Below are 16,734 nucleotides of genomic sequence, written 5' to 3'. Positions count from 1 at the left end.
CAATGAATATAGAACCTGTTCTAAATTGCAACAAGTTCTAGTCACAGTGCCTGTGGATGGGCCACGCGCGCTCGTCGGCTCGGTCGGATATATTCAGTACCGCTATTTGTCCACGACGATCGGGGGGCGAGTCATGACCGAACTCTCGGTGGACCCGGAAGCGGTCCGCGCCTTCGCCGCGACCCAGCACGGTGTCGCGGCCGATATCGCTGCTGCGGGCAACCTGGACACTGTAGCCAATGTCGCCGCCATGACGCCCGCCTTCGGACTCATCGGGGCGGACTATCTGGCCCTGTTCGCGGTGGCGGAACTGCTGCACGGCAAGGACGTCAACGCGCTCTCCGCGCGATACGCGCACCTGGGGCAGGTGGCCGCCGGGACCGCGACCGCCATCCAGACCACCGACGGCGAGTTCGCGGGTGGCCTGGACCGGATGGACACGGCGATCGGGGGGCAGGGATGAGCCCCGTCGATCCGGCGGGCGTGATCGGCCCCGACCCGACCGCCGGGGCGGCGGTGGCGACGATGCCCACCGCCGGAGCCGACCCGCGCGGGCCGCTTCCCGATGTGCCGCTGTTCCAGCTGCCCGCCGATGTCGCGCCATTCGAACCGCCCGCATATCTGGTGTCGCGCAAGGAGTTCGAGCAGGGCGCGGCACCGGTTCCGGGCGGGGTTCCGGCCGGGATGTCGGACACGGCCGCCGCTGATTCGACAGCGGCGCCCGGCGGGAACCCCGGCCCCGACGCCGCCTCCGGGATCCTCGGCGGGGATATCGGACTCGACACCGCTCAGGGTATGTTCGGCGACCGGTCCGCGTTGGATTCCGCGCAGGGCGTGCTGGACGGTGGACGATCCGCACTCGACGCCGCGCAGGGCGTGCTGGACGGCGGACGATCCGCACTGGATTCCGCCCACGGAGTGCTCGACGGCGCGCGCGGCGCGCTCGACGGTGCCCGGTCGGCCCCGCACACCGGACCCGGCACCCTGCCCGACGCGCAAGCCGCGCTCGCGCCGGGCGCGCTGCCGCCGCTGCCCGCCGACCCGGTCCAAGCGCTGCTGAGCGGGATGGCACTGCCCGCGATTCCCGGTCTCGACGCGCTCTTCAAACCGTTTATCGACCTGCTGAACGGCTTCGGCACCGGGGTGCTGGGCGCGGTGAACCCGACCACGCTGCTGAGCCGGTCCGCCGAGTTCATCGAGGGGGCCGTGCAGATCGGCACCGGCGCGCTGAAGACGGTCGAGACGCTGTGGCAGGGCAAGTCCGCCACCGCCGCCCAGGCCGCCGGACAGGAGGCGCGGGGCCACGGCGAGGAGACCGCCCGGCGCGGTTTCGATATCTCCGCGCTCACCGAGCAGGCCGCAGCGGTGGTCCAGCGCGGCAATCTGCAACTCACCGCCATCGCGCAATCCTTCGCCGCCCAGGCGACCGCCATGGCTCCGGTGGCGCTCACCCCGCCCGGTCAGGCCGCGCTGATCGCCTCGGCCACCGAACATCTCGGCGCGGCGGTGGCCGTCGTCAATGCCACCCGCGGCGAATTGGGTTCCTACACCGCCCAATTGGGCGGTGTACTGGGACCGCTACTCGGCCAGGGTGGCGGCCCCAACCCCGCCGAGGTGGCACAGTCGCTGGCGCAGAATGTCGGCCAGCCGATCCTCTCGCAGGCCCAGGAACTGCTGAAGTCCGGCATCGACCAGACCACCCGCCCCGCCGGCGCCGGCCCGGTCCCGATCAACCCGGGCGATCTCGACACCAAGGCCGCCGGTCTCGGTGGCGGGGGCGCCGGTGCCGGAGCTGGCGGGGGCGCGGGCGGTATCGGTGGCGTCGGCGGACTCGCCGCCAAGCCCGGCGGCCCCGGTTCCTCCATCCCGGGCGGCAACCTCGCACCCGCCGGGGGCTCCCCCTTCGGCTCCGGTTCCTCCGGCGCGCCCGGCGTGGGCGGCCTGCCCCCGGGCGGTTACATGGGCGCGCCCTACGGTGGCGGGGCGGGCCAGCGCGGCGCCGACGAGGGTCACACCCGCACCGTCCAACCCCACCACAACCATTCCGGCGAAACCGAACTCACCGGCAACCTCGGCCCGGCCAGCCCCGAAGTCATCGGCGACACCGCCATCGACGATCCCCCCGGCGACCGCGACGCCAAGTCCTGACGCCGACCACGACGCCGGTCCCGACGCGCCGACGGCGATCCCACCGCACCGACGGCGACTCGCGGGACGGTACTCGCGGCGGAGGCTCCCCCTCAGACGGCTTCGGGCCTGGTCTGGGCGTCGGTGCCGCCGTCGATGACGAACTGTGCGCCGTGGATGAATCCGGCCCGGGGGCTCAGCAGGTAGGCGATCAGGTCGGCGATCTCCTCGGGTCGTCCGCGACGGCCGATCGGGGAGGTGAAGTCGCGGATGGCCGCGCCGTAGCGGGGGTCGTCCAAACCCGCTTGCAGCAGCGGGGTTTCGACGCTGCCGGGAGCCACGGCATTGAGCCGCACGCCCGCCGTGCCCCACTCGGCGGCGCGGCGGCGCACCGCGACGGTGACGGCGTTCTTGGAGGCGGCGTAGGCGTAGCTGCCCGCGTAGTCCCCGGCGGAGGCGAACGCCTCGGCCTCGGTTCCGGTGGCGACGGGGTTCTGCGCCCAGGCCAGATGGGTCGACGCCACCGACGAAACGACCACGGCCGCGGGTGAATCCCCCTTGCGCAATGCGGGCAGCAGGGCGTCGAGCAGGTCGACGGTGCTGCGGTAGTTGATCTCGAGGATGCGCATCGGGTCGGGGACCTGCGGCCCGACGCCCGCGCACAGCACCAGCCCGTCCAGCGCTCCCCCGCCGCGCTCCAGCACCCGGTCGACGATGCCCGCGCGCACGTCCGCATCGGTGAGGTCGCCGGTGAGGTCGGCGTCGGTCAGGTCGATCCCGATGATGTCGTGCCCGGCGGTCCGCAGCGCGGCGGCGGTGGCCGCGCCGATGCCGGAGGCGGAGCCGGTGATGGCGATGGTCATGGCTGCGATTAGAACAGGATGCAGATTCCCGGGCAATGCACGACGGCTCCGATCTCGGACACCGGGACCGCGGTCGCCGCGCGCCGCCGGCACGCACTACGACTGACTGTGCACCCCCGGGCCTGTGCGTCGTCCGGATTCGGATCGCCGGTTCGGTCGCGGTCCACCGCGGTGCGGGACTAGCATCAGCGCAAGAACTAGAATCTGTTCTAGTTTTCGCCCGCCCACTGTCGAGAGGACGACCCGATGCGCTTCACCTATGCGGAGGCGATGACCAATCCGGACTACTACGTCCCGCTGGCCCAGGCCGCGGAGGCCGCCGGATTCCACAGCATGACCGTCGCCGACAGCATCGCCTACCCCGCGGAGTCGGACTCGAAGTACCCCTACACCAAGGACGGCAATCGGGAATTCCTCGACGGCAAACCGTTCATCGAGACCTTCGTACTGTCGGCGGCCATCGCGGCGGCCACCACCACACTGCGGCTGACGCCGTTCGTGCTGAAGCTGCCCATCCGCCCGCCGGTGCTGGTGGCCAAGCAGGCGAGCTCCCTCGCCCGCCTGAGCAACAACCGCTTCGCCCTGGGGGTGGGCATCAGCCCGTGGCCGGAGGATTTCCAGATCATGGGCGTGCCGTTCGAGAAGCGCGGCAAGCGGCTCGACGAGTGCATCGAGATCGTGCGCGGCCTCTCGACCGGCGAGTACTTCGAATACCACGGCGAGTTCTACGACATTCCGCGGATCAAGCTCACCCCCGCTCCCACCGAGCCGCTGCCCATTCTGATCGGCGGCCACTCCGACGCGGCGCTCAAGCGCGCGGTGCGCCTGTCCGACGGCTGGATGCATGCGGGCGGCAGCGCGGAGGATCTGGACAAGTACCTGGCGCGCATCGGGGAACTGCGGGCCGAGCGCGAGCTGACCACTCCGTTCGAGATCCACGCCGTCTCCCGCGACGGCTACACCCCCGACGGGGTGAAGCGTCTGGAGGAGAAGGGCATCACCGATCTGATCGTCGGCTTCCGCAACTCCTACGCCATGGAGCACGACACCGAGTCGCTGGCGGACAAGATCACCAAGCTGAAGTGGTACGGCGACAATGTGATCGCCAAGCTGAGCTGACCGGTCGCACCCGGCTCAGGACCGCTTGGCGAAACCGAGCTCGATGACGGCGTCCCGCTCGCTCGCGAGCTCGGCCACACTGAGATCGATACGCGCCCGGGAGAATTCGTCGATCGCGAGATCGCCGACGATGGTGTGCGAACCGTCCGCGCAGGTCACCGGGAACGAGCTGATCAGCCCTTCCGGCACCCCGTAGGAGCCGTCCGAGGGCACCGCCATGGACACCCAGTCCCCGGCCGCGCTGCCCAGCACCCAGTCGTGGACGTGGTCGATGGCGGCGCTGGCCGCGCTCGCCGCCGAGGACGCGCCGCGCGCCTGGATGATGGCCGTACCCCGTTGCTGCACCGTGGGAATGAAGTCCCGCTCGATCCAGGCGCGGTCGTCGATCATCTCCAGTGCGGGCCGTCCGGCCACGGTGGCGTGGCTGATATCCGGGTACTGGGTGGCGGAGTGGTTGCCCCACACCGCGATGCGGTGGATATCGGCGGCGGGCACACCGGTCTTCTTCGCGATCTGGGCGATGGCGCGATTGTGGTCCAGCCGGGTCAGCGCGGTGAACCGCTCGGCGGGCACGTCGGGTGCATTGCTCGCGGCGATGAAGGCGTTGGTATTGGCCGGGTTTCCGATCACCAGCACCTTGACGTCGTCGGCCGCACTGGCATTGATGGCCGCGCCCTGATCGGTGAAGATCGGGCCGTTGGCGGCGAGCAGGTCACCGCGCTCCATTCCGGCGGTGCGGGGACGCGCGCCGACGAGCAGCGCGATATTCGCCCCGTCGAAGCCGATCCACGGGTCGTCGGAGATGTCGATCGACGACAGCAGTGGGAACGCGCCGTCCTCGAGTTCCATGGCGACACCCTCGAGCGAGCCCACCGCGGCCGGGATTTCGAGCAGCCGCAGCCGCACCGGAGTGTCCGGTCCGAGCATGGCCCCGGAGGCGATCCGGAACAGCAGGCCGTAGGCGATCTGTCCGGCGGCACCGGTCACGGTGACGGTCACGGGACGGGCGGCACTGCTCACGACGAACTCCTAGCGCTGGTCGGACACTCCGCTGTTCACCCTAGCCACGCTCACCGTGCCGGGTCCCGGTTCGTGAGCCGGACGTGAGCGAGTAGACAGTGGCGGCGTCGGCCAGTTCGGCGAGCATCGAACCAAGATCGGCGACGGCCGCGTGCCGGGGTTCGCCGTGCGCGTCGAGGTACAGGTCGCGACGGATCTCGATCATGACGGCGGCGACCCGGAGGTCGCGCCGATAGTGGACCAGCGGGACATAGCAACCCGCGTACGGGGTGTCGAAGTCGACCGGGCCCGCCGTCGCGAACACGCGCCGTGCGGCGGCCGCGAGCCAAGGCGGGGTGTGGGTCGCGTCGGTGCCGACGCAGATCGCCGGGCGCGGCCGGGCGGCGTCCTCGAATGCCGATGGGCGCGCGGGATAGGAGTGCACGTCGATCACCACCGCCGCGCCGGTGGCCGCCAGTCGCTCCCGCACCAGGGCGGCGACGGCGGCGGCGTACGGATGGAAGTACCGCGCCAGCAGCTCGTCGGCCGTCGGCCCCGCGCCCGTGCGCAAAGGCGCACCGCCGCAAGTGCGTTCGTATACCGCGCCGCGCCCGTACCGCAGCATCGGTTCGCTCGCGTCGGGGAAGCGTTCCGGATCCACCACCATCCGCGAGTACCGGTGCACCGCCCGCCACGGCCGCCGCGCCGTCCGCTCGGCGGCCGTCGCGGCGATCGAATCGGTTGCCGTATCGGTGGATTCGGCGAGTTCGGCCGCGAGAGCCCGCTCGGACAGCGCGATTCCGGCGCGCACCTCGGGCGGTATCTCGCGTCCCGCGTGCGGCACGTGCAACACCACCGGACTGCTCGAATCTCCCGGATGGATCACACACGGCTGCGACATCGGTGGTCTCCCTTCGCTATCCGAACGACCCGTTGATGATACGTCCATACCATCGTCGTGATATGTTCGTACCATCAAGATGGTTAGGGGAGATCATGGCCAAGCTCGGACGGTTCACCAGCGAGGCCGCGCGGGACACCTACCTGCGCGCCTACGATGCCGCGGCGGCCGCTTGGCCGATTCCGTCGACCGATATCGACGTCGAAACATCCTTCGGCACAACGCGAGTCCGCAAATCGGGCGCCGGGGCCGGGACGCCGCTGTTCCTGCTCCCCGGCATGCAGGGCAACGGGCTGTTCTGGTCCCAGTGCATCGAGGAGCTGGCGCGCGACCGCACCGTGTACGCGGTCGATGTCATGGGCTGGGCCGGGCGCTGCGAGCAGACCGCCCCGCTGCGCGACGAGGCCGCCATCGCGGACTGGGCGGCCGAGACGATCGCCGGGCTCGGGGTTGATCGCGTCCACGTGGCGGGATACTCCCTGGGCGCGTGGGTGGCGGCGGTGACGGCGGCGTACCGCGGTGATCGGGTGGCGAGTCTGAGCCTGCTGGAACCGGCTCCGGCCACTTTCGCCCGGCCGAGCCGGCGGCTGCTGTGGCGGTTCATCGTCGCGGGCTTCCGGCCCACCCGGGCGAAGATGGAGAAGTTCAACGCGTGGATCGCCCCGCGTACCCGGCTCACCGAAGCGGACTGGGCCATGGTGCTGGCGAGTTTCGCCTTCCGGCCGGGCATGCCGATGGCCCGCCCGCTGCCCGATGAGCGGCTGGCCGCGATATCCGCGCCGCTGCTGGTCCTTTTCGGCGGCGACACCGTCGTGCACGATCCCGCGCGGGCGGCCGACCAGGTCCGTCGACTGCTGCCGGACGCCGATATCGAGACCTACCCCGGCGTCGGACACGACATGCTCTGGGCGATCCCCGACCGGGTGCTCCCCCGCCTCCTGGAATTCGCGCGCACCCACGAGCCGGCCCGAGCGTGACGCCCGAAATTCATCCGACGTCACCACGGATTCTGGTAGGCATGGAGGATGACGAGCCTCGGCGTGGTGTTCCGTCCCCGGCAACCGCCCGAGCGACTGCGGGATGTCGTTCGGGCAGCGGATGATTCGGGTCTCGAGGAATTGTGGCTGTGGGAGGACTGCTTCCTCGAGGGCGGTATCTCGACCGCCGCGGCGGCGCTGGCCTGGTCCGAGCGGGTGCGGGTCGGCGTCGGGGTGCTGCCGGTGCCGCTGCGCAATGTCGCCGTGACGGCCATGGAGATCGCCACGCTGGAACGGCTGTTCCCCGGGCGCGGGATCTGGGGTGTCGGGCACGGGGTGCAGGACTGGATGGGGCAGGTGGGCGCGCGGGCCGCCTCCCCGGTGACCTTGTTGCGCGAATACCTCGACGCCCTGCGCGGACTGCTGCGCGGTGACCGGCTGACGGTCAAGGGCCGCTACGTCACGCTCGACGATGTCGGTCTGGACTGGCCGCCCCGCGCGACACCGCCGGTGCTGGCCGCCGCCACCGGCCCCCGCACCCTCCGGCTGGTCGGTGAGGCGGCCGACGGTGTCATCCTCACCAGCTCCACTCCCGCCGACGGTATTCGCGAGGCCGCCCGGATCGTCACCGCCGCTCGTCCCGAAGCCGTTACCGGCCAACCGTTCCCGATCGTCGTATACCTCCTGGCCGCGACCGGCCCGGACGCGGCCGACCGGGTGGCCGCCGAACTCCGCGCCGACCGGCGCGACGCCATCGCGGGCATCGGCGTGGCCGGGGACGCCCACGCCGTGGCCGACGCCGTTGCCCGCTGGTCCGAGGCCGGTGCCACCAGCGTCATCCTCGAACCCACCGCCGACGAACCCGATCCGGAGGGTTTCATCCGCTTCGTCGCCGACCGGGTCCGGCCGTTGGTCCCCCGAGGGTAGTGCGGCGGCCAGGCCGCGCCGATCGGATGCCGGTACGGCCGATCCGTCCGGAACGCAGCGATGCTAGCGCTCGCCCAGCCCTAGCGAGTGGGCCAGTTGCTTTGTCCACCAGTCGAGCTGGACGTCAGCAGAATCGGCCGCCCGCCCGGTGAGACCGGCGCTGCGACGGAAAGCCGATCCGTAGAGCGGTTCGGTGGCGAGCGCCTGATGCAGTGCCGCGACGGCCAGCCGGGTGTCGTCGACCGGAATGTCGGCGGCACCGGGCCGCAGGGCGTGCAGGGCGTCGACGACGGGGGTGAGCATGCCCGATTCGGTATCGCGCCAGCCCGCGGCGTGCAGGGCGACGGCCAGTTCCCCGTAACCCTGCCGGTAGAAGCCCGCCAGGGCCTCGACCAGTTCACCGAGGTCTGCGTCGCGGTCGAGCCACGAGTCCAGCACCTGCCGCAGTCCGGCCCGGATCTTGCGGCCGCCGTGGCGCAGCAGCGCCTCCAGCAGCCGGTCCCGATTGCCGAAGTGGTGGTTGACCCCCGCATCGGTCATGCCGACCGTGGTCGCGACGGCACGAACCTGGACCGCCGCCACCCCGCCTTCGGCGAGCAGCCGTTCGGCGGCGTCCAGGATCAGCCGACGTGCTTCGTCGGGGGCGCGGCGGATACGCGATGCGGTCACACCCGCCACCTTACCTTGACGCACCAAGGCACCCCGCCTACGGTTCTACCTTGACACCACAAGGTAGGAGGACCGGCCATGACCGACCCAGCCACTTCTCGACCCAGACACCTCACCCGCCCCGACGCGGTGGTCCTGCGCGGCGAGGAGATCGGTACCGGACCGTCCGTCCTGCTGCTGCACGCCGGTGGTGAACAGCGGCAGGTCTGGGCTCCGGTCATGAGCCTGCTCTCGGCCGCCGGGTTCCGGTGCGTGGCCTACGACCAGCGCGGCCATGGCGAATCCGGCGGCGAGCGCACGACCTTCGCGCCCTGCGCGGCCGATGCCGGCGCGATGGTGCTCGCCGAACCGCCGGGCTGCCTGGTGGTCGGCGCTTCCCTGGGCGGGCTCGCCGCCCTCGCCGCCCTGGCGGATCCGGCGGTGCGCGACCGGGTGGCGCGGCTGGTCCTGGTGGATGTCGTTGCCGATGTCGACCCCGCCCGCGCTCGGCGCTTCCTCGCCGACGCCGGTGTGCTCGACGGCTACACCGAACTCGTCGACGACATCCTCGCCCAGCTGCCGCGCCTGCGGCAGCTCACCGCCGCCCTGGACCTCCCCATCCGATTGGTCCGCGCCGGCACCGACACACCGCTGTCCGACGACGACGTCACCCGCTTCCGCGACACGGCCCCGCACGCCGCGGTGACCGAGGTCCCCCAGGCCGGGCATCTGGTGGCCCGAGACCAACCCGCGGCCTTGGCCGCCGCCATCGCCGCGGAATGCCGCCACCTCAGGCGCGAGCGCGAACTGGGTGAACGGGTCGCCGCGCGGAGCCGGGTCGGCGGGTCGTGATCGCTCCGTTCGGCGCAGGCGTGGCTACAGGCCCATGCCGCGGGCCAGCACGGGCCAGGAGTCGATGAAATCGTCGTGCCAGTAGCCCCAGGAGTGGGTGCCGGAGGGACGGAAATTGTAGGTGGCGGGGATGTTCAGGGCGTCCAAGCGGGCCTTCAGGTTACGGGTGCAGTAGTTGGTGGCCCCTTCGATGACCCCGCCGACGAGGAGCTGGTTGGCGAGGACGCGGGGGCCGCTGCCGGCGGAGTACTTGCTGTCCAGCACATCGTGGACGCCGGGGAGACCGTTGCCGGTGGACAGGTACAGGTCGAGGCCGCGGAGCCCGTCGGCATGGACGACGGGGTCGTTCTCGGTCCAGGCGGGGGCGCCGACGGGGCCGTACATGTTCTCGACGTCGCCGCCGCCCCACACCTCCACGGCCAGCTTGATGAACTCGCGGCCGACGGGGTCGGCGGACTGGGCGCAGCCGGAGTAGGCGGCGACCGCGCGGTACAGGCCGGGCTTGTGGATGGGCAGGTTGAGCACGGCGGTGCCAGAAGTCGACAGTCCGGCAACGGCATTGACGCCGCTGGTGCCCAACGCGGCATCGATGAGCGGAGGTAGCTCCTCGGTGAAGAAGGTGCGCCACTTGATCTTTCCGCGCTCCGGGTCGGGCGCGATCCAATCGGTGTAGTAGGTGAACGCGCCGCCGATCGGCTGCACCACGTTCACATTCTTGTCGGCGAGGAAACCGGCGACGATATCGGTTTTGGACCGCCAATTCGCCGTGCCCTCACCGCCGTCCGCGCCATTGAGCAGATACAGGGTCGGCCGCGGCACCGACGCGTCGGCCGGGCGCTGCACATCGACCGGGAAGTACTGTTCCATCGCCGCCGAGTACACGAACAGCCGCAGCGTGCGGTCGTCGGTGAAGGTCACCTTCATGATCCGGGAACCGTCCGGCGCGACCGGATCGGCCAGCAGCTGTCGCGAATCCATGACCGGATCGCCCGCCGCGGCGGTGGGGGCCGCGAATCCGATTCCGGCGAGAGCGACGAGCGCGGCGATCAGTGCGGCGGCCCGCCTGCCGGGCGGGAGGTTTCGACGAATCACCCCGGTACCGTAACCGCCCGGTCAACCGCGCGGCCCGGCATCGACGCCCTAGGCACGCAGGTACCGTCCGAGCTCCCCGGCCGCCTCGAGCATGGCGACGCCGCGCGCGGTGAGCTGCCGCTGCCACCCGTCCAGCGCCGCGGCCAGTCGATCCGTGCCACCCGCCGCGCGAACCTGCTGGACCACCGTCGCGATGTACCCCAGCGGATACCCGCCGCGCCGGAGCAGGTGTGCGAGTTCGGCATCGCGGACATCGGCCGGGCGGTACAGCCGGTAGTCGGTCACCGGTTCGCGGTCCGGAACCAGAATGCCCGCCTCCTCCCACTTGCGCAGGGTCGCCGGGGTGAGCCCGAGCAGCCGCGCCAGCTCGCCGATGGTGCGGGTACCGGCCCGCCCGGTGACCGCACGCGACCGCGCGGTCAGCTGCTCGACCGCCGCCCGCACCGAGACCAGGGTCTCCCGGTCGCGCTGCAACTGCCCGTGCCCGCGGTCGACGACCGCCAGCGCGTCCTCGAGCGCACCCTCGTGCACGGCGTTCATGATCCGGCCGCCGGCCGCGTGCCCGAATGCCGGGATCAGCGCGAGGTAGGCGCGCAGGGCCGCCGCGTGCGCCTCGGTGTAGACCCGGTAGCCGCTGGGGGTGCGCCGCGCGGGCGGCAGGAAGCCGTCCCGCTCGTAATTGCGGACGGCCTGGGTCGAGATGCCGTGCTCGCGCGCGAGATCGGCGGGGCGCAGGGTGACCATCGATTTGAGACTTTACTCGGCGAACACGCGGTAACCGGCCGACAGGTTTCAACCGAGGTTTCAACGATACGATCGAAACACATGAGCCAGGACATTCGCGCTTTCGTACCCCCGTCATGTGACCTCGTGGGTCTGGGTGAACCCACGCATTTCGAACCCGCCTTCGCACGGCTGCGCAACGATCTGTTCGCCCGCCTGGTGGACAGCGGCTTCCGCTCCTTCGCGCTGGAATCCGATCGGGTCGCCGGTTTCGTCGTGGACGATTTCGTCCAGGAGGGCGTCGGCGATCTCGATACGGCGCTGCGCGAGGGCATCTCGCACGACTTCGGCGAGCTGGAGGCCAATCGCGACCTGGTCGCCTGGCTGCGCGAGTACAACGAGGGCCGACCGCCCGAGCAGCGGGTGGCCTGCCACGGCATCGACGCCCCGCTGGAGACCATGAGCGCCCCCGGCCCCCGCCGCTACCTCGAATTCGCCCGGGACTACCTGGAACTCGACCTCGACCTGACCGACCTGCTCGGCGCGGACGAGCGCTGGAGTCGCACGGAGGCGGTCCTGGACCCGGCGATGTCACCCGGCGCGACCGCCGAGGCCGAGAAGCTGGCGACGATCGGTGACGACCTGCTCAGCCAGTTGTACGGGCGCGCCCCCGCACTGATCGCGAAAACCTCACGCGCCCAATGGCTGCGCGCCCGCGCCAATCTCACCGCCGCGTTGGGGCTGCTCCGCTACCACCGCCAGGCCGCCCGCCGACTCGAGCCCGAGGCCCGGATCTCCCTGCTGAGCGGCACCCGGGATGTGCTCATGGCACAGAATCTGCTCGAGATCCGCGATATCGAGGCCGACCGCGGCCCCACCCTGGTCTTCGCCCACAACAGTCACCTACAGCGCACGGTGACGCATATGCCCATGGGCGAACTCGACATCACCTGGTCCCCCACCGGAGCCATCGCGGCCCAGTTCCTCGGTGACCGCTACACCTTCATCGCGGGCAGCCTGGGCCACAGCGAGGCCATCGACCTGGGCGAACCCGCCCCCGACACCTTCGAAGGCTTCCTCCAGCACCGCTTCCCCACCTGGGGCCTGCTGCCCGTCGCCGACCTCCCCACCGCCCGCGTCCGCACCGACGTCACCCAGCCACAGGGCTACTTCCCACTGGACCCGACCATCCTGGCGGGCATGGACGCGGTGCTGCACATCGCCTAACCGCCCAGGCTCGACAGGCGATTGCGGCGTACGACCTCCTCGTGCAGGGTCGCCACCCGGGGTGGGAGTGCGCCGGGATCGCGCAGGGTGGGGCGGGGCATGGGGTCGACGTCGGCGTCGATCATGGTCAGTCGGATCACCGCGCCCGGCCGGTCCAGGGCCCAGGAATGCGTGTGTCCGGGGCGCGGATAGGTCTTCGCCTCCGAGCCGTAGACGAAGCGGGAATCGTCGGCGACCAGTTTGAACCGGCTGGCCATCCCCTGGGATTCGGCCTCGCTGCGATTGCCGGGATTGGGCAGGGAGAGCGCGTCCTGCACCGCGCGCAGCAGTTTGTCGCGGTCGGGTGTCTGCATGGCGGGTATGCGGGGCGGGTGCTCGGTGCCGGAACCGGTGATCCGCTCCGACTGGTCCTCGAAGCGCTGCGGGAAGGGCAGGGTGAAGCACACGTCGATGTGCACCGGCGCGTCGATGGGCTGCCAGCGGATGCCCGCCTGGAGCAGCGCATCCGCGGCGATGGTGTCGCGCCAGACGTACATGTCCTTGTCGGCGGCCCGGAGCCGGCCGGGTCCGATCGCGACCATGGAGCCCTGAGTCTTCGGAATACCGTGGGAGACGATCCAGATCGTGCGGTCCGGCACCCCGGCCATACCGCCCAGGCCGTACTCGGTGACCTCGCCGTCCCCGACGGCGGCGTCGAACCGGGCCGCCCGCGTGCGGGACACCGTGGCGCGCGTGCGGGATACCCGGCTGGCGGGCGTCGTCGGCTGCGCGCGTGCTGTCGGTTGGGCAGGCGGCATCGGGTCCGCGTGTGCTGTCGGTTGGGCGGGCGTCGTCGGCCGGGCCGGTGCCGTCGGCTGGGTAGCGGCCGTATGCCCGCAGCGCGGGCAGCGGGGCGTATCCGTCCCGACCAGAAAGCCGCATCCTTCGCAGATGCGGCGCCGGCCGGAATCGATGAGCGCCTGCGCGTCGAACACCGCCACCGTCGCCTACGCCTCCGGCTCGCGGGTGCGGCGGGCGGGACTCGGCGGGCGGCTGCGCACGGGCGATCCTTTCGACGGGCGGTGGTGTGCCGATTCTCCCCCACCCCGCCGACACGTTCGGCCAACCCGGCGGCGGAGTGTCACATGGCGACCCGCGCGGTCTCCGCCAGATACAGCCGATCCGACGGCCGCACCTCGAACGCGGTGTAGAACTCCGGCATATTGCGCACCACCTGGTTCACCCGGAATTCGGCGGGTGCGTGCGAATCGAGCGCGAGCATGGTGGCCGTGTACTCCGGGCTCGCCGCGTGCCGCCAGATGCGGGCGTAGGCGAGGAAGACCGGACGGTAGTCGGGGGTCGAGTTGCCGCGCCGCCGCTCCGCCAGCCGGAAGGCGGCCAGCGCCGTGGCGAGACCGCGCAGATCGGCCAGATTCTCGATGACGGTGAGCGCCCCGTCGACATGCTGCTCCGGGGCCAGCCCCGCCGGAACCAGCGGGTCGTACTGCTCGATCACCAGCCGGGTCTTGGCCTCGAAGGCGGCCTTGTCCGCCGCGGTCCACCAGTCGCGCAGGCTGCCGCCGGCATCGAATTTCGAACCGCCGCTGTCGAACCCGTGCCCCATCTCGTGGGCGATCACCATACCGATGCCGCCGTGGTTCACCGCCGCGTCGGCATCCGGATCGAAGAACGGGGGCTGGAGGATGGCCGCCGGGAGGCAGATGTGATTGAGTTCCCAGCTGTAGCTGGCGTTCACGTCGGCGGAGGTCAGCATGGTCCATTCCGAGCGGTCCACCGGTCGGCCGAGTTTCGCCAGCTGCCAGCGGAATTCGAAGGTGTCCGCGGCGCGCAGGGCGGCGATCAGCGTGCCGTCGGGGAATTCGAGCCCGTCGTAGTCGCGCCACCGTTCGGGGTGACCGACCAGGGGCACCACCCCGTCCACCTTGGCGAGCGCCTCCCGGCGGGTGGCTTCGGACATCCACTCGGTCTCGGACAGGGCGGTGCGGTAGGCGCTGAGCAGGTCGGTGACCAATTCCTCGACGCGGGCGCGGGATTCGGCCGGGAAGTGCCGTTCGGCGTACCGGCGGCCGAGGGCGTCGCCGAGGCGTTCCCGCACCACCGTGAGCGCGGTGCGCCACCGCGGCGGCGGCTGCCGGGTGCCCTGTAGCGTGCGGTCGAAGAATTCGAAGTGCGCCTCGGTGAACGGGGCCGACAGCGTGGGCGCGTAGCGGGTGACGACCAGCAGCCGCAGGTAGTCGCGCAGGGTGGCGATATCGGTGGCCGCCCACAGCCGTGCCGTCGCGGTGAGGTGGCCGGGCTGGTCGGCCACGACGGTGTCGAAGGCCCCCGGTGCGTCGGTCACGCCGGCCAGCCAGGCGTCCCAGTCGAATCCCGGTGCCAGTTCCGGCAGTTGCCGCCACGGGTACGGCTGGTACGAGGACAGGGAGGCGATGAGAGCCGTCAGATCCACATGGCCGCGGGCGATCTCGGTCTCCAGCGCGAGTGTGCGGGTGGCGAGTTCGGCCGGGGCCGCCATGCCCGCCGCGGCGGCGATGCGTTCGAGGTAGGTGCGGTACGCACCGCGCTGGGCGTCGTATTCCGCGTCGAGATAGAAGGAACGGTCGGGCATGCCGAGTCCGGACTGCACCAGATACGCCCGGTGCCGACTCGGATCCTTGCGATCGGGCTGGATGCGGACACCGATCGGCCCGGCTACGCCGAGGGTGGTGAGCTTGCCCATGAGGCGAGCGAGTTCGGGCTTGTCCGTTGCCTTCTCCAGCTCCGCCAGCAGGTCGGCGAGTGGTTCGATGCCGGCGCGGTCGCGGGCGTCGGTATCGAGGAAGCCGCGGTAGAGCCGCTGCAGCCGCTGCTCGTCGGTGCCCGGCCGCGCCACGGACAGCTCCTCCAGCAGTTCCCGCAGCCGGTCCTCGGTGCGTTCGATGAGTTCCTCGAAGGCGCCGTGGGCGGGCTTGTCGGCGGGCAGTTCGACGTCGCGCAGCCACGCGCCGTTCACATGCCGGTACAGGTCGTCCTGTGGTCGGACGGCCGCGTCCAGCCCGGTCAGATCCGGGCCGGTGGCGCGGCGCGGCGCGGCCGACGTGCACGCGGCCAGAGCCACCAGCAGCGGTACCGACGCGGTCGTGGCGAGGAACCGACGCCGGTCCAACCGGCAGGGTCTGTGCGGATGCTCTCCCGAAACTCTGTCGCGCCCAGTCATATTCACGACAATAAGGGCACGTGGCGGCGGTGTGATCGGGCTGCCGGATGATCTCACCCTGACCGGACCCTGACCCGCACCCCGACCCGCGGCCGATCCCGGCTACCCGCGGGCGACTATTTCACGAGTTCGGCGATATCGCGATCGCTGAGCACCACCGGTTGCACCGCGTCGCGGTCACGGACCATGCGGGCGGCCCGGTAGAGGGGGCGCTCCTCGGCCACGGCGTCGCGGGCCTCGGCGCGCAACTGGTGCACCAGCACGCCCGATACGGCCAGCGCGGCGGCCAGGGGGCAGGCGGCGAGGGCGTCGGCCAGGCGGCGCAGGCCCAGCAGATGGAGTTCGCGGCCGCCCCCGGCGTCGGTGTACATGGCCAGCGGGACGATGCGGGTGTCGGCCGCGGCGGTGACGCGCAGGACCACGCGGCTGAGGCGGCCGGAGTAGACCAGCACCTCCACTCCGGTGGCGGCGGCGATATCGAGCGTATGCTCCCCGCGCCAGGTCCGGGCGTGGATCACGGTGCCCGACAGCGACATTCGGCGACGCTGCGCGGCGAGGGCGTACAGGGCGGTCGGCAGCCCGAGCGCCAGCGCCACCGCCAGCGCGATCGGCCAGCCGACGAAGACGGCCGTGAGCAGGCCGACGCCAATCCCCACGCCCAGCGCGGCCAGCGCCAAACGCCGCAGCGCGGGGGCGTACATTTCGGGAGCGATGAGGTCCAACCCCACCGCCGGGGTGGGCCCGAGTTTCGGTTGTTCAGTCACGGGTGCGCATTCATCCAGTTCACGGTGGGTGTACGACCTAGCGGACGCGGCGGCCCGCACACCGACGGGGACGCTACCAGCATCCCCGCCGAATCTGCCCGCCTTCGCTCACGGACTCGACCGAACCCCCTCTTCCGCAGCACCGCTCGGCACCGCGACCCGCGCGGTGCCACGCCCCGCTCGGGGCCGCGGCTCACGCAGTGGCACGCCGCGGGCAGAGGCGCGGTTCACGAGGTGGCACACCCCCGCTCAGAGGCGCGACTCACGAGTGGCACACCCCGCTCGGAAGCGCGACTCACGAGTGGCACACCCCGCTCGG

16 protein-coding genes are annotated in these 16,734 nt (G+C 71.2%); 7 read left to right on the top strand and 9 right to left on the bottom strand.

What is annotated here, in order from left to right:
- Window positions 1-133: 133 nt before the first annotated feature.
- Window positions 134-463, top strand: a complete 330-nt coding sequence (locus QMO76_RS15525; protein ID WP_306362006.1) for a type VII secretion target — start codon at window positions 134-136, stop codon at window positions 461-463.
- Window positions 460-2,148 carry a hypothetical protein gene (locus QMO76_RS15520; RefSeq protein WP_306362005.1) on the top strand — a complete coding sequence of 563 codons (1,689 nt, stop codon included), beginning with the start codon at window positions 460-462 and terminating at the stop codon, window positions 2,146-2,148. The genes QMO76_RS15525 and QMO76_RS15520 overlap by 4 nt, the downstream gene beginning before the upstream one ends.
- Before the next feature lie 92 nt (window positions 2,149-2,240).
- On the opposite strand, the gene QMO76_RS15515 is transcribed toward QMO76_RS15520, so the two are convergent.
- The gene (locus QMO76_RS15515; protein WP_306362004.1) at window positions 2,241-2,990 is read right to left on the bottom strand and encodes an SDR family oxidoreductase; all 750 of its coding nucleotides are present in this window, start codon (window positions 2,988-2,990) and stop codon (window positions 2,241-2,243) included.
- A gap of 246 nt (window positions 2,991-3,236) precedes the next feature.
- Between QMO76_RS15515 and QMO76_RS15510 the strand changes: the two genes are divergently transcribed.
- Window positions 3,237-4,109, top strand: a complete 873-nt coding sequence (locus QMO76_RS15510; protein WP_306362003.1) for a TIGR03619 family F420-dependent LLM class oxidoreductase — start codon at window positions 3,237-3,239, stop codon at window positions 4,107-4,109.
- A gap of 15 nt (window positions 4,110-4,124) precedes the next feature.
- Here the strand turns inward: QMO76_RS15510 and QMO76_RS15505 are convergent, their stop codons facing one another.
- On the bottom strand, window positions 4,125-5,129 hold the full coding sequence (locus tag QMO76_RS15505; protein WP_306362002.1) for a malate dehydrogenase: 1,005 nt from the start codon (window positions 5,127-5,129) through the stop codon (window positions 4,125-4,127).
- A gap of 40 nt (window positions 5,130-5,169) precedes the next feature.
- Window positions 5,170-6,009, bottom strand: coding sequence for an N-formylglutamate amidohydrolase (locus QMO76_RS15500; RefSeq protein WP_306362001.1), 840 nt, complete (start codon window positions 6,007-6,009; stop codon window positions 5,170-5,172).
- A gap of 95 nt (window positions 6,010-6,104) precedes the next feature.
- Here QMO76_RS15500 and QMO76_RS15495 point away from each other — a divergent pair, with 95 nt between their 5' ends.
- Window positions 6,105-6,986, top strand: a complete 882-nt coding sequence (locus tag QMO76_RS15495) for an alpha/beta fold hydrolase (protein WP_306362000.1) — start codon at window positions 6,105-6,107, stop codon at window positions 6,984-6,986.
- A 48-nt stretch (window positions 6,987-7,034) separates the two neighbouring features.
- Entirely contained in the window at window positions 7,035-7,913 is an 879-nt protein-coding gene (locus QMO76_RS15490; RefSeq protein WP_306361999.1) for an LLM class flavin-dependent oxidoreductase, read from the top strand.
- Between the two features lie 63 nt (window positions 7,914-7,976).
- Here the strand turns inward: QMO76_RS15490 and QMO76_RS15485 are convergent, their stop codons facing one another.
- Complete coding sequence (locus QMO76_RS15485; RefSeq protein ID WP_306361998.1) at window positions 7,977-8,582, bottom strand: TetR/AcrR family transcriptional regulator; 606 nt, start codon at window positions 8,580-8,582, stop codon at window positions 7,977-7,979.
- A 78-nt stretch (window positions 8,583-8,660) separates the two neighbouring features.
- Between QMO76_RS15485 and QMO76_RS15480 the strand changes: the two genes are divergently transcribed.
- Entirely contained in the window at window positions 8,661-9,413 is a 753-nt protein-coding gene (locus QMO76_RS15480) for an alpha/beta fold hydrolase (RefSeq protein WP_306361997.1), read from the top strand.
- A gap of 24 nt (window positions 9,414-9,437) precedes the next feature.
- Here QMO76_RS15480 and QMO76_RS15475 read toward each other — a convergent pair whose 3' ends face one another.
- Together QMO76_RS15475 and QMO76_RS15470 are read right to left on the bottom strand one after the other, a co-directional pair.
- Window positions 9,438-10,463: an alpha/beta hydrolase gene (locus QMO76_RS15475; RefSeq protein WP_372341997.1), complete on the bottom strand. Its 1,026-nt coding sequence runs from the start codon at window positions 10,461-10,463 to the stop codon at window positions 9,438-9,440.
- Between the two features lie 90 nt (window positions 10,464-10,553).
- Window positions 10,554-11,249 carry a TioE family transcriptional regulator gene (locus tag QMO76_RS15470; RefSeq protein ID WP_306361996.1) on the bottom strand — a complete coding sequence of 232 codons (696 nt, stop codon included), beginning with the start codon at window positions 11,247-11,249 and terminating at the stop codon, window positions 10,554-10,556.
- Window positions 11,250-11,330: 81 nt separating this feature from the next.
- Here QMO76_RS15470 and QMO76_RS15465 point away from each other — a divergent pair, with 81 nt between their 5' ends.
- Window positions 11,331-12,455 (top strand): erythromycin esterase family protein, encoded by a 1,125-nt coding sequence (locus QMO76_RS15465; RefSeq protein WP_306361995.1) that lies wholly within the window; start codon window positions 11,331-11,333, stop codon window positions 12,453-12,455.
- Here the strand turns inward: QMO76_RS15465 and QMO76_RS15460 are convergent.
- The 3 genes from QMO76_RS15460 to QMO76_RS15450 all read right to left on the bottom strand — a co-directional run bounded on the left by QMO76_RS15460 (window position 12,452) and on the right by QMO76_RS15450 (window position 16,415).
- Window positions 12,452-13,177: a hypothetical protein gene (locus QMO76_RS15460; RefSeq protein WP_306361994.1), complete on the bottom strand. Its 726-nt coding sequence runs from the start codon at window positions 13,175-13,177 to the stop codon at window positions 12,452-12,454. The two genes, QMO76_RS15465 and QMO76_RS15460, sit on opposite strands and share 4 nt — an antisense overlap.
- A gap of 398 nt (window positions 13,178-13,575) precedes the next feature.
- Window positions 13,576-15,600 (bottom strand): M13 family metallopeptidase, encoded by a 2,025-nt coding sequence (locus QMO76_RS15455; protein WP_306361993.1) that lies wholly within the window; start codon window positions 15,598-15,600, stop codon window positions 13,576-13,578.
- A gap of 167 nt (window positions 15,601-15,767) precedes the next feature.
- Window positions 15,768-16,415, bottom strand: a complete 648-nt coding sequence (locus QMO76_RS15450) for a hypothetical protein (protein ID WP_306361992.1) — start codon at window positions 16,413-16,415, stop codon at window positions 15,768-15,770.
- Window positions 16,416-16,734 lie beyond the last annotated feature (319 nt).

It is taken from the genome of Nocardia sp. CC227C (assembly GCF_030767025.1).
Lineage (GTDB): Bacteria > Actinomycetota > Actinomycetes > Mycobacteriales > Mycobacteriaceae > Nocardia.
Note: the sequence above shows the minus strand (reverse complement) of the source record. Positions and strands in the feature narration are given on the sequence as shown.

Bases quoted from the DNA above. Each gene is read 5' to 3' on its own strand.
- QMO76_RS15525 (WP_306362006.1), top strand. From the start codon at position 134: ATGACCGAACTCTCGGTGGACCCGGAAGCGGTCCGCGCCTTCGCCGCG.
- QMO76_RS15520 (WP_306362005.1), top strand. From the start codon at position 460: ATGAGCCCCGTCGATCCGGCGGGCGTGATCGGCCCCGACCCGACCGCC.
- QMO76_RS15515 (WP_306362004.1), bottom strand. From the start codon at position 2,990: ATGACCATCGCCATCACCGGCTCCGCCTCCGGCATCGGCGCGGCCACC.
- QMO76_RS15510 (WP_306362003.1), top strand. From the start codon at position 3,237: ATGCGCTTCACCTATGCGGAGGCGATGACCAATCCGGACTACTACGTC.
- QMO76_RS15500 (WP_306362001.1), bottom strand. From the start codon at position 6,009: ATGTCGCAGCCGTGTGTGATCCATCCGGGAGATTCGAGCAGTCCGGTG.
- QMO76_RS15495 (WP_306362000.1), top strand. From the start codon at position 6,105: ATGGCCAAGCTCGGACGGTTCACCAGCGAGGCCGCGCGGGACACCTAC.
- QMO76_RS15490 (WP_306361999.1), top strand. From the start codon at position 7,035: ATGACGAGCCTCGGCGTGGTGTTCCGTCCCCGGCAACCGCCCGAGCGA.
- QMO76_RS15480 (WP_306361997.1), top strand. From the start codon at position 8,661: ATGACCGACCCAGCCACTTCTCGACCCAGACACCTCACCCGCCCCGAC.
- QMO76_RS15470 (WP_306361996.1), bottom strand. From the start codon at position 11,249: ATGGTCACCCTGCGCCCCGCCGATCTCGCGCGCGAGCACGGCATCTCG.
- QMO76_RS15465 (WP_306361995.1), top strand. From the start codon at position 11,331: ATGAGCCAGGACATTCGCGCTTTCGTACCCCCGTCATGTGACCTCGTG.